General features: G+C 59.8%; 9 protein-coding genes and 1 pseudogene. 8 read left to right on the forward strand and 2 right to left on the reverse strand.

The window, feature by feature from the left end; all coding sequences use genetic code 11:
• Nucleotides 1–264: 264 nt before the first annotated feature.
• Both B1818_RS23370 and B1818_RS23375 read right to left on the reverse strand, forming a co-directional pair.
• A complete protein-coding gene (locus B1818_RS23370) occupies nt 265–3297 on the reverse strand; it encodes an RND family transporter (RefSeq protein WP_058253890.1) in 3033 nt (1010 codons plus the stop codon).
• 82 nt (nt 3298–3379) lie between these two features.
• Nucleotides 3380–3718, reverse strand: a complete 339-nt coding sequence (locus B1818_RS23375; RefSeq protein ID WP_058253891.1) for a DUF4873 domain-containing protein — start codon at nt 3716–3718, stop codon at nt 3380–3382.
• 133 nt (nt 3719–3851) lie between these two features.
• Here B1818_RS23375 and B1818_RS23380 point away from each other — a divergent pair, with 133 nt between their 5' ends.
• The 8 genes and pseudogenes from B1818_RS23380 to B1818_RS23415 all read left to right on the forward strand — a co-directional run.
• Nucleotides 3852–4820, forward strand: a complete 969-nt coding sequence (locus tag B1818_RS23380) for a diiron oxygenase (RefSeq protein ID WP_078114151.1) — start codon at nt 3852–3854, stop codon at nt 4818–4820.
• 161 nt (nt 4821–4981) lie between these two features.
• Nucleotides 4982–6502, forward strand: a complete 1521-nt coding sequence (locus tag B1818_RS23385; RefSeq protein WP_078114152.1) for an NAD(P)/FAD-dependent oxidoreductase — start codon at nt 4982–4984, stop codon at nt 6500–6502.
• 47 nt (nt 6503–6549) lie between these two features.
• Nucleotides 6550–7419, forward strand: coding sequence for an SDR family oxidoreductase (locus B1818_RS23390; protein ID WP_176455987.1), 870 nt, complete (start codon nt 6550–6552; stop codon nt 7417–7419).
• Nucleotides 7416–8486, forward strand: a complete 1071-nt coding sequence (locus B1818_RS23395; RefSeq protein ID WP_078114154.1) for a ferredoxin--NADP reductase — start codon at nt 7416–7418, stop codon at nt 8484–8486. Before B1818_RS23390 ends, B1818_RS23395 begins: the two co-directional genes overlap by 4 nt.
• The gene (locus B1818_RS23400) at nt 8476–9381 is read left to right on the forward strand and encodes an alpha/beta fold hydrolase (protein ID WP_078114155.1); all 906 of its coding nucleotides are present in this window, start codon (nt 8476–8478) and stop codon (nt 9379–9381) included. Before B1818_RS23395 ends, B1818_RS23400 begins: the two co-directional genes overlap by 11 nt.
• A gap of 85 nt (nt 9382–9466) precedes the next feature.
• Complete coding sequence (locus B1818_RS23405; RefSeq protein ID WP_004021760.1) at nt 9467–10219, forward strand: TetR/AcrR family transcriptional regulator; 753 nt, start codon at nt 9467–9469, stop codon at nt 10217–10219.
• A gap of 300 nt (nt 10220–10519) precedes the next feature.
• Entirely contained in the window at nt 10520–11146 is a 627-nt protein-coding gene (locus B1818_RS23410) for a TetR/AcrR family transcriptional regulator (RefSeq protein WP_004021759.1), read from the forward strand.
• Between the two features lie 86 nt (nt 11147–11232).
• A pseudogene (locus B1818_RS23415) lies at nt 11233–12363 on the forward strand (MMPL family transporter); the annotation flags it as partial.
• Nucleotides 12364–12440: the final 77 nt, after the last annotated feature.

Below are 12440 nucleotides of genomic sequence, written 5' to 3' on the forward strand. Positions count from 1 at the left end.
CACTGTACTTGCGTGGTGCTGCCATGCTCTCCATCCTTCACAGGTTCGAGAGCCTCCGACAGACCCGGGGCGGTTCAACCACCAGCCAGCCGCGTACCAAGGTCAGTGCAGCTAGCGTTTGAATTAGGACGCAACTCATCTATCACGGGCGACGGTGCTGCGTCATGCTTATGCCCCTCCTACCTGTTGACGGAATGGTCGGGATATTCAGCGACCGACGCTTGTCAGATCCCCATGGGTCCGTCCGCGTGACTTTTGCGATGGTCAAGGGGCGAGCCGGAAACGGTCGATGTCACCCGGCCACCAGCTCGCAGTGCCCAGCAGCACCGCTAGCGCCGGGACTACTAAGGTCCGCACCAGGAACGTGTCGAGCAGCAAACCGACACCGATGATGAACCCGATTTGCACCATCACATCGATGGACCCGACCATCAGCCCAAACATGCTGGCCGCGAATATCAACCCAGCCGAGGTGATGACCGACCCGGTGTAAGCGACGGTACGCATTACGCCGACCCGCACGCTCCACCTCGTTTCCTCTCTCAGCCGTGACACCAGCAGCATGTTGTAGTCGGCGCCCACCGCCACCAAGACAATGAACGACACCAGTGGCACGGGCCAGGCGATCCCGGCACCGAGGATGTGTTGAAGTACGAGCACACCAATACCGAGAGCCGCCATGTAGTTCAAGACGACGGTTGCAAGGAGATAGACAGGTGCAACGACGGCCCGCAACAGCAGCATCAGGATCAGACCCACGATGAGAAGGGTGGCTATGCCGAGCAGTTTGAAATCGTACGACAACAGTCGCTGGACGTCGGCATTGATCGCAGGAAAGCCCGCAACAGAAGCACGTCCGCCCTCCAGAGTGGTGTTCGGCATCGCGTTCTCGGCGACGCTGGACAGCTCGTTCGCCAGCGTCATTGCATCGGCAGAGTATGGGTCGTAGGCGGTCTGTACCGCATAGCGCACGGTTTTCCCGTCGGACGAGATGAACTGTCGAGCGACCTGACTGAACTGCTGGTCCTTGAACGCATCCGCGGGGAGATAGAAGCCGGTTGCCGAGTCAGAATCGCCGACCTCCCGTGCGGGAGCCCGAAGCTGTGCGGCGACCTGTGCCAGTCCACTGAGTAGCTGAAGGTTGCTGTCCACCAGAGCACCGACTCCGTTCGACAACTGACGCGCGCCGTCGGCAAGTGCGCCGACGCCGGATTCGAGTTGCGAGAGCCTGTTCCCGAGGTCCTGTCCGCCGATGGCTTGTAGTGCAGAATCCAGCGTTTGAAGAGAACGCTGCAGCTGTGCAATGTTGGTCGAGCCTGGCGCACTCACGCGGCCGAGCTGCGCGGCAAAGTCAGCCACCCTCCCAAGCGACTGATCATCCGCGAGTGCCCGGATGTCGGCCATTTGCGCGCGCAGTGCCGAGCACTGCGCGATCTGCTGGCACCACGGATTGTCTAACGCGGACAACGCCGGCGCGACCGCATCTGCCGCAGACTGGGCCCGACGTGCGAGTTGAGACAGCTCGGGCGCTTGCTTGGAAAACTGTCTAAGCCTTGGGGCAGCGTTCGCCAGTTGGTTCACAAGCGGCCGATACTCGTCGAGCTGCGGGCCAAATGACGACACCTCGTCGAGCAACCCCGACAGCGGAGCGAGGTTGGAGGATATCTGGTCTTCTAACAGTGCCAGGCCTCCGGCGAGCTGCTCTGACCCCGTCTTCAGGACGGCCAGATCACCCTTGCGGGCCTGTCCATCACCGGTCTCCTCGGTGATCTTGGTACCGATCTGATCATTCTGCCAAGATAATTGCGCCTGCTCTAGCTTCTCACCGGTCGGCCGCGTCACGCCAATGACCCTGGTCACGCCGGGAATCTGCGCGACGCGGGAGGCTAGCTGGTCGAGGTCGGCAAGGCCTTGAGCCGTGCGCATGTCGTTCTCGGACTCCACCACCAAGAATTCTGAGATGATGATGTCTTTCGGGAAGTGGCGGTTGAGAAGCGCGTATCCTTCGTTGCTCCCTGTGTCAGGTGGCTGCCCCTCGCGATCGTCGTAGGTGATCTGAATTGTTGCGGCGACCATGGCGAGGCCGATCAACACGACCACACTGATCGCGAGCAGAGGGACCGGCCGCCGGATAACCATGACTCCGACTCTTCTCCAGTAATCCCGCGTCAGGTCACGGCGGGGAAGGCCGGCGCCTTTCTTGGCAGCGAAAGAGAGTACGAGGGGCAGCAATGTCACCGTCGCCAAGAATGCGAAAGCTATGGCGATTGCGCAGGCCGGACCCAAAGTGTTAAACACACTGAGCTTGGCGAAGGCCATAGCCAGGAACGCTAGGGCCACAGTGCCCGCCGACGCTAGAACCACGCGGCCGATAGTTGCATTCGCGTGGGCGATAGCGACATCAGGAGAGTAACCCGCTCGAATACCTTCATGATAGCGGCTGATGAGGAACACCGAATAGTCAACTCCGGCACCAAAGATGATGACGGTCATGAACATTGACGTGAACTGGGATACCGGCATGCCCAGCTCGCCCAGTCCAGATAGAACTCCGCGACCCACAGCCAAGCTCATGCCCACGACAAGCAGCGGCATCAGCGCGGTGAAGACCGAACGATAGACGATCAGGAGGATCACGGCGATCAGCAGCACGGTGGCAACAGTGATCAGGACCAGATCCGACTCGCCCACGGCGAGTTGGTCGCTAAAGGTCGCGGGCGGGCCTGTCACACGGACTGTCGTCCCACTGTCACGAAAGATACTCTCAGCGATCTCACGCACCGCTGCGACCGCCTCCGCGGTATCGGGTCCCCCGAGTGTGCCGGCCACTCCCACGGGCAGATACCAGGCTTGCTTGTCTTTGCTGAGAGCCTGACTTGCGGTGAGGGGATCGCTCAGCAGGTCCCGGACAGCGATGACGTGCCTGTCGTCCGCCCGCAGGGTGTCGACAAGCACGTGATATCGATCGCGGGTGTTGTCGGACAGGCCTGCACTGTTCTCCATCACAACGAATACTGTGGTCTTGGCGCCGCGCTCGTCGAAAGATGCACCCATACGGTCCAAGGTCTGAAAAGACGGGACTCCGGCCGGGATCGGATCCACAGATTGTTCCCGTATCACTGACTCCAGTTGAGGAAAGAGAAGGCCTAAGCCGATGGCGGCACCGATCCAAACCAGCGTCACAATCCCTTTGCGGCGGAGGGTAAACCATGCAACCCGCTCAAGGGTCGGACTGTATTCGCCGAGTTTCTCGCCCCCTCTCGACGGGCGGGCTCGAATGGGAGACGAACTCACCATGTGCAATTTCCTCTCGACCTGAAGTGGGCGACCCAATCGTGCGCACCCGTTATGCGAACGTCCGTGCGGCGGTGGATGGTTGTCAATTGTGGTGGTGCTCGGCCATGTCTTCGACCTCCTCGAGAGTGGTGGGCAGGTGGTATGGGGGGGTGCTCTTACCTGAGATGCGGTATCGGCCCCAGAAGTCGGGATCCCCGACGACACACTCCGCTCGGCCCTCGGGGGTCGTAAATACAGCGATCGCGCGGGCGCCCTTCAGGAGCTCGTCGAGCTCATCATTCTTCTGAATCCGGCCATACCAGGTGTAGAGGCCGTTCAGCGGCTGGAAATAGCCTTTGATCTTCGCTTCGACATGGATCTCCGTCCCGCGGCACACCAGGGTCCCTTCGCCGGAGTAGTCGAGGTCATGGTCGTCAGACATGCAGCCCTACCTTCTTCGCATTGAGCGTTGACAAATATCGAGGTACGTGGATACTAGCAGTACCAGATACTGTGAGTAATGGGTACTGGGCCCCAGGCCCCGACTCCCAGCCGTGAACGACCGAGGAGACGACATGACCGTGCAGGATATCCAGATCAAGCCCGACTTTTCGAGGGAGGGCATGGCTCGGGTGAACGGGCGCAAGCCCGTCGACATGGAACGATCGGCGGGTCGATTGTTGCGGTCTTCCGCGGAGAAGTTCTACGACGCGGAGATCGACATCGACTGGGAGTCGCCCTGGGAGGAAGGCAAGTACTTTCTGCCAGAGCACCGAGTGTCGCTATACGGCACCAAACTGTGGAACAAGATGACCGAGGAGCAGCGTCGCGAGCTGGGACGCCACGAGATCGTGAGCATCCTCAGTTTCGGCATCTACGCGGAGAACCTCTTGAGTTCGGCGCTCCTGCGCATGTCGGCAAAGGGGGCGCTAACAGATCAGAAGTCCCTATACGCGCTGACAGAAATCGGCGATGAGTCCCGCCATTCCACTATGTTCGCGCGCCTCATTAACAAAACAGGCGTGCCCCCTTACAAGCTCCCTAAGGGCTTCTTGAGCTTCGCAAAGATCCTGCATTTCGTCCCCCTCGGACCGTCGGTGTCCGGAGCCACGCTGCTGATCGAGGAAATCCTGGACCGAGCCCAGCGCGAGGCCATGAACGACCCCAGTATGCAGCCTCAGCTTCGCCAGCTCATGAAGATCCATGTCCTCGAGGAAGCCCGTCACATTACATTTGCGCGACTGGAGATGATCGAAGGCATGCAGCGTCGACGTAAGGCGACGCGCGCTTGGCACCGAGGAGTGCTCGCCGTCATCGCGAACCTGGCGTACCCGCTGCTCATCAATCCGAAAGTGTACCCCGCAGTGGGAATTAGCCGCTGGCGTGGCGTATGGGCACAACAAACCAGTCCAAACTATCGGGTCAACCTGCAGTTCATGTCGGAGCCCATGATTCGATTCTTCCATGAGGCGGGAATGCTGGAGGGCAAATTCACAATGGCCATGTGGCGCGCGACGCGGAGCCTTCCCGACGATCTCCGCTGATCTCCGTTCACGCGGCCGAAACGTCGCGGTCGACATCAGTTAGACCTGTGCGGAGCATTCTCGATGGCTTCGCGATCATCTCCGCCTCAACAGATCACCTGCTGCCATTGTGCGCAGGTGATGTGTTGTGCCAACGAACTCACGAGGGAGAAAGCATAAACATGGCATCTTCAACTACCCGGCGCGCCTCGCGCGTCGCCGCCACAACTGACTCAACCGACGACCCGATTTCGACCAAGATTCTGATCATCGGAAGCGGGTTCTCTGGTCTCGGGATGGCCGCACAGCTAAGACGTCGCGGGTACAGCGACTTTCTTATCCTGGAGAAGGCAAGCTCCGTCGGTGGAACCTGGCGCGACAACACCTATCCGGGCTGTGCATGTGACGTCCCGTCGCTGATGTACTCGTACTCATTCGAGAGTCGAGGTAGCTGGTCGAAGGTGTGGTCGTCACAACCAGAAATTGAGCGGTATCTACAAGATGTGGCGGACAAGCGCGGCCTGACACAAAAGATTCATTTCGGTCAGAAGTTGGTTTCCGGATACTGGAGCGAGTCAGAGTCGCGGTGGCACCTGCGTACTGAGTCCGGACGTGAGTACATTGCTCAGTTCGTAGTCTCAGGAGTCGGTGCGCTGCACATCCCCAATTTTCCCGAAATTTCGGGGATTGAGGACTTTAAAGGCGAAGCGTTTCACTCCGCACAGTGGGATCATTCGGTGGATCTGGAGGGCAAGCGTGTCGCCGTGATCGGCACTGGTGCCAGCGCTATCCAGTTTGTGCCGTTCGTACAGAAGGAGGCCATGTCCCTCAAAGTCTTCCAGCGAACCCCTGCCTGGGTCCTACCGCGCAAGAATTTCACCGTTCCGCCGGCCCTGCGGACCCTTCTGAGCAAACTCCCGATTGCACGTCGTATCGCCAGGTGGTCGGTGTACTGGGGTGCGGAGAGCCTAGCCTTCGGCCTCAACGGTCACTCCAACCTTATGCGGCCAATCGAACGGGTCGCTCGGTGGAACATTGAACGCTCCATCTCTGATCCGGTACTACGCAAGAAACTGACCCCGTCATATCGCATCGGCTGTAAGCGAATTCTGGGGTCAAACGACTATTACCCTGCACTAGCGGCGCCCAACACCACCGTCATCAGCGATCGGATTGAGAGGGTCACCGCTGATTCCATCGTCACCTCAGACGGCGTCGAGCACCTCATCGATGTAATTATTTATGCGACCGGTTTTCACGTGACTGATGGTTTCGATCAGCTCGCCCTGAAAGGTGCAACTGGCGAGGATCTCCCGTCCCACTGGCATCAGACGGGGATTAACACGCACCTGGGCATCACGACCGAGGGTTTTCCCAACCTGTTTTTCCTCCTCGGACCCAACACGGGCCTCGGCCACAACTCAGTGGTGTTCATGATCGAGCAACAGATCAAATACATCATGAAGGCTATCGACACAGTAGGAAGCCGAGGCGCTGAGAAGGTCGACGTACGCCCGTCCGTGCAAGAACGGTTCAACACCGACATCCAGCGGAAGCTGGCCAAGGGAGTGTGGACCAACGGCGGCTGCACGAGTTGGTATCTCGACTCGCAAGGCGTCAACCGGACCGTGTGGCCGGGCTTCACATGGCAGTACTGGCGCGCCACAAAAGATTTCGACCCCGCCGAGTACGACATCGCCTGAGCCCGAACGCACGCAAAGACACAATTAGTAGAAATGATGAGACGACAGTGAGCAATTCTGACCGGCATGATTACACAGGCAAGGTGGCAGTGATCACCGGCGCCGCGTCAGGGATCGGGCGGTCTCTGGCACTCCAGTTGGCGGAGCGAGGTGCCGCACTGGCACTGTCCGACATTGACGAGATGCACTTGAAGGAGACTGCAGAACTTTGCCGCACCAGGTACGGGGCGACGCTAACCGCCGCCGTACTAGACGTTGCGGACCGCAGTGCCTTTCAGGACTATGCCGACGGAGTGCGGTCAGAGTCGGGCCACGTCGACATGGTGTTCAACAACGCCGGCGTGGCCCTGGGCGTCGACGTGCTCGACATGACCTGGGAAGACTTCGACTGGCTCATGGGCATCAACTTTGGCGGAGTCGTTAACGGGTCGAAGGCGTTTCTGCCTCACCTGATCGCGTCCGGGGACGGACATCTCATTAACACGTCGAGCGTCTTCGGCTTGATCGGAATCCCCAGCCAGAGCGCATACAATGCCGCGAAATTCGGCGTCAGAGGCTTTACCGAGGCGCTCCGACAGGAGATGAAAATCAGTCGATACCCGGTCACAGTGACGTGTGTGCACCCGGGGGGTGTAAAAACCAACATTGTCAACAATGCCCGAGGCCTCTCCGCCATGGGGGCAGACACCGCGCCTGTCGCCTCGTTGTTCGACAGGATCGCACGAAGCACCCCGGATAAAGCAGCAGCGACAATCCTCAAAGGTATGGACAAGAAGAAGGCACGAGTGTTGATCGGCGCGGACGCCCGCGGTTTCGACTTCGTGGCACGGGTGGTCGGTCCCCGCTACCAGGACATAGCGGCGCCACTGACACGGGCGGGTTACGCGGTCGCACGTAGACAGGGGATCCTCAAGTGACCGTCGAACCCGATGCACGTCCGGCTGCCGCAGCCCGCTCACGCACCTTGACCGTCTCAGAAGTGACCCAGGAAACGAAAGACTCCGTCACCATTTCGTTCGAGATCCCCGATGCCATGGTCGAGGAGTTCAAGCATGTCCCAGGGCAATTCATCACCGTGAAGATCCCGTCTGATCGGACCGGTCATGTCGCACGATGCTACTCATTGAGCAGCTCGCCTCACGTCGAGGACTTCCGTCTCGAGATCGGGATCAAGCGGACGGAGAACGGTTACGCATCGAACTGGCTGTGCGACAACGCGATCCCGGGAATGGAGTTGACCGTCCTCCCGCCGTCAGGGCACTTCACGGCTAAGAATCTCGACGTCGATTTTCTATTCTTTGCAGGAGGAAGTGGGATCACTCCGGTCTTGTCGCTGATTAAGTCGGCCCTTGTGGTCGGTGGGGGCGAAGTCACACTGTTCTACGCGAATCGCGATGCCGAGTCGATCATGTACGAGGGCCAACTGGCGCAGATCACCTCCGAGTTCCCCGAGCGTTTCACGGTCTTCCACTGGTTGGAGTCGGCTATGGGGATTCCGGCACCTGAAAATGTCGAATCCGCCATACGTGAGCACCGCGGTGCACAGATCTACACCTGTGGTCCGGCGCCGTTCATGGATCTGGTGCAGAAGTCGGCGGAGGCCTGCGGTGTCGAGCACTCGTCGGTACATCGAGAAGTCTTTCAGTCACTGACTGGAGATCCGTTCGACACAGCCACGATGCGTCATCTCAGTGACGACGATGGTGTGGCGACCGCCATAGTCTATCTGAATGGGCAGTCCATCACGACTGAGTGGCCGCGCAACACTCCGTTGCTCGACGTGCTATTGGCCCAAGGCCACAATGCCCCGTACTCCTGCCGAGAAGGGGCCTGCAGCGCGTGCGTATGCAAGCTGGTCGAGGGTGATGTAGAAATGGCACAAAACCACATCCTCGTTGAAGATGACATTGCCGACGGTGAACGGCTTGCGTGTCAGGCACTTCCGCTGACGGATGCAGTTACGGTGAGCTTCGATGACCTCTGAGATAGCGAGCGAATCGCGAGGATCGCGGCACCTCGAGGTCCTATCCTCCGACGGAACCAGGTTGTTCGCCCAGGAATTCGGCTCGGGCCAGGATGCTCCACTTCTGGTCTTTAGTCACGGCTGGGCCTGTCAGGGACGTTTCTGGCGGCCACAGATCGAGCAGTTCGCGGGGACGCATAGGGTAGTGGTCTACGACCAACGCGGACACGGGTGGAGTGACCGGGGCCGGGTACCGTTCTCGGCGAGACTTCTGGCCGATGACTTGGAGGCCGTAGTTCGGGCGGTCGCCACTCCCACCGACAAGGCTGTCGTGGTCGGACACAGCATGGGAGGTATGTCCATCATGAGCTGGGCAGCTGAGTACCCAGCCTCGGTGTCCGAGCTGGCCCGCGGAGTAGTACTGGCAAGCACCGGGCCATCACAGTTGGTGGATCGGTCAACGTTGCTCAAAGTTCCCCGACAGCTACGACCGAGACTTGAACGGGCCTTCGCGGCTAGTCTTGCGGTCGCCGGACCCGAGATGCAGGACACGCGTTTGTCTCGCCGCCTGATTCGTTACGGAACCCTGGGCCCAGGTGCGACTGCTGAGGTAGTGGATGAGTGCGCCGACATCGTGTTGAGATGCCCACCACAGGTGCGCGGGATGTGGGGTTCAGTTTTGGCGACAATCGACGTCAGTAAGGGGGTTGACTCGCTGGAGGTGCCGGCGACGGTCATCGTAGGTGATGCCGACAGACTGACCCCAGCGACCCATTCAGTGGATCTCGCAGCGCGCCTGGGTCGGAAGGGCGTTCTATTTGAATTCACTCTTCTTGACAAAGTCGGTCACATGTCCAACCTAGAGGCCGTCGAAGACTTCAATTCAGCCGTGGCCAGATTAGACAAATCCGCCTGACGCGGGTCTCGTCGACCCAACCCATGTTCACTGGCTAGTGCGTCACTGGCGCGACAAGTCAGCCATCCTGATAACGTAGGAGGTCATGTCTGTAGTCCGTCGCATCTCCGCGGCCCCGGTGAAAGTGCAGCGACGTGTGCGCGACGCTCGAAGCACGCGCTGGGACGACCACCGCGCCGTCGTCAAAGCTGAACTCGTCGATGCAGCGATACGCGCGATCGAAAAGTTCGGCGATGCCGTGAGCATGGACGATTTTGCGGAAGAGGCTGGTGCGTCGAAGCCTAAGCTCTACCGCCATTTCGGTGACAGGGCTGGGCTCTACTCCGCCGTGGCAGCCCGTCTGGGTTCTATGATGTGGGAGTCAGCGCAGTCAACTCTGCTCTCCGGACAGGCAGACAGCACCGTCGACGAACTTTTCCGTTCAGCGGTGTCCGCATACGTATCCTTGGTTGATGAACATCCAGCGGTCGTCCGTTTCCTCATGACGAACCACATGTTCCAGTACTCTGAGTCCGGCGAGGGTGGGGCCGCAGATCAGCTGAGATCGGCAATGGAGATTATTTCCGACGAGTTCGCTCGTGGCCTCCGAGAGGTCGATGCCGAGGAGTCCCCCGTCGCCGTAGCAGTAGCCTCCATTCTGGGGGCTGGCCTATCAGCGACCCAGTGGTGGATCGATCACGGTCGGCAGAATGGAATGAGCAGGGACATGTTTGCCGCGCACCTGTGCCAGACCTCGTGGGGGATCATAGACGGCGCTGCAGCCACAGTAGGCGTTCGATTCCATAGGGACAGGCCCTTAGGCGACCCTGGATTCGCCACTCGCCTCGACGCCGTCTGATCCCCTTCGTACGGGTGGTCCGCCCTGTGTCACGCACGCGGCAGAACTGCTCACACAAACGGAGCGCATTTCACAATCCTGACTGCTGGCTGTCATGGGGGATCATCCTTGGTCGCCGCTCATCTTAGTAGCGGAGCGCTACAGACGGTACTGTTGACGACAGTGCCACAGTCGTGGCGGCACTCATAAGGCCCCCCTCGAGCCTTCCATCGGTACCGCCACTGGCAGTTTCGTTCTGTTACCGACGGTATTGGTGTGCAGTCAGAGGTTCTTGATTTGGTTTCGTAGGGAGTGGCCAGGGTGGAAACCATCGATTTCGACGATGTTGACCCGAGGCGGGTTCGGTCGCGTCAGCGTTTGTTGGATGCTGCGGTGACCTTGCTGAACAGTGGCGGGGTCGAAGCCGTTACCGTGGAGGCGGTCACTCGACTGTCTCGTGTTGCTCGCACCACCTTGTATCGTCACTTCGAGAGCTCCACAGATCTGGTGGCGGCTGCCTTCGAGCGATTGTTGCCTCAGGCCGAGACCCCCGAGACGACGACGTCGATCCGTGATGACCTGCTGAAGCTGATGCAGCGGCAGGCTGAGCTTATTGAGCATGCACCGCTGCAGTTGACGACGCTGGCATGGTTGGCAATGCTTCCCGAGCAGCCCCGGCAATCCGGGCAATCCGACGGGGATCAGAACGCGCTCGCGCCACTGCGTCGTCGAGTCGTCGAGCAGTATCGAGAACCATTCGATCGAGTTTTGACGAGTGACGTGGCCACGGCTGAGCTCGACAACTTCGATTTGACCATGGCTGTCACCCAGCTCGCGGGCCCGCTGATCTTTGCCAAGCTCACGGGCATTCGGTCGATGACCGTTGGCGATCTCGAACAGCTTGTCGACGATTTCCTCATGGCCCACCGGCGACACCAAACCTCCTGACCTCCTTCCCCATCTACGGTACTGCTAGTACCGTAACGATACCGTCGGTTTCGTAGACGGGCTGGGTCGAGGGTGAGGTGCTGCATATGGTGGTCCAACGTCCAAGTGGTGGGCGCTTGGCGGCGCGCCGGTTGGCGGAACGCAGCGAGTACAGCACGACATTGGGGCGGTTGGCACGGTTCACCTTGGCGCACAGATTCCTCGTCATCGGGGCGTGGGTGGCTGTGGGTATCGTCTTGGCGATTCTGTTTCCCCAGCTGGAGACGGTGGTGCGGCAGCAGTCTGTTGATCCGATCCCTGCTGGGGTTCCATCGTTTCAAGCACTCGATCAGATGGGTGGTGCGTTCGGTGAGAAGGGCGCCAAGACCACTGTTTTCGTGACCATGGAGAACCCGAACGGGTTCACCGACGTGGCGCGGGAACGCTACGACATGCTCGTTCTGCAGCTGCGCGAAAATTTCGACGATGTGCAGTCAGTGCGGGATTTGCTTTCCGATCCGACGACGGCCGGCCAAGCCTTGAGTGAGGACGGGCAAGCCTGGTACCTGCCTGTCGGGGTCACCGGAACATTGGGAGGGCCAACGGCCACGCATGCTGTGGAGACCGTGCGCCAAACCGCGCAGCGCGTGTTTGACGGTACGGGCACCACTGTCCATGTCACCGGGCCGACAGCCACTTTCAGTGACCAGATCGTCAGTGCTGAAAGCGATTTAGTCGTGATCACTCTGGCGACGGTGGCGCTTATCGCGATCATTCTGTTGATCGTTTACCGATCGCTGTTCACCGCGCTGGTGCCGTTGTTGGTGATCGGTGTCAGCCTCGGCGTGGGCCGTGGCATCTTGTCCGCACTCGGCGAACTCGGTATGCCGGTATCGCAGTTCACCGTCGCGTTCATGACCGTCATCCTGCTCGGAGCCGGGGTCGACTACTCAGTCTTCTTCATCAGTCGCTATCACGAACGGCTACGCCAGGACGCCACCACCGAGGTTGCGCTCGTGGACGCGACAGCAACTATCGGACGGGTCATCCTGGCTTCAGCTGCCACGGTGGCGCTGGCCTTTTTGGCGATGGTCTTTGGTCAGCTGAGCGTGTTCTCCACCTTGGGTCCGGCATGCGCGATCGCCATCCTCATCGGATTCCTCGCCACGGTCACCCTGCTACCACCGGTGTTGCTGTGGGCGGCACGATTCGGCTGGGGCGCACCCAGGCGAGATCTGGAGCTTGTCAAGATGTCTGTGTAAGAACGTGACTCCTGGGTTTCCTGTGGTTGCTGGTTGGGTCTAGTTGAGGTGGG

This window comes from Gordonia sp. IITR100 (assembly GCF_002009645.1).
In the GTDB taxonomy this organism is placed as follows: Bacteria; Actinomycetota; Actinomycetes; order Mycobacteriales; family Mycobacteriaceae; genus Gordonia; species Gordonia hongkongensis.

Bases quoted from the DNA above. Each gene is read 5' to 3' on its own strand.
- B1818_RS23405 (WP_004021760.1), top strand. From the start codon at position 9,467: ATGTCTGTAGTCCGTCGCATCTCCGCGGCCCCGGTGAAAGTGCAGCGA.
- B1818_RS23375 (WP_058253891.1), bottom strand. From the start codon at position 3,718: ATGTCTGACGACCATGACCTCGACTACTCCGGCGAAGGGACCCTGGTG.
- B1818_RS23400 (WP_078114155.1), top strand. From the start codon at position 8,476: ATGACCTCTGAGATAGCGAGCGAATCGCGAGGATCGCGGCACCTCGAG.
- B1818_RS23370 (WP_058253890.1), bottom strand. From the start codon at position 3,297: ATGGTGAGTTCGTCTCCCATTCGAGCCCGCCCGTCGAGAGGGGGCGAG.
- B1818_RS23380 (WP_078114151.1), top strand. From the start codon at position 3,852: ATGACCGTGCAGGATATCCAGATCAAGCCCGACTTTTCGAGGGAGGGC.
- B1818_RS23385 (WP_078114152.1), top strand. From the start codon at position 4,982: ATGGCATCTTCAACTACCCGGCGCGCCTCGCGCGTCGCCGCCACAACT.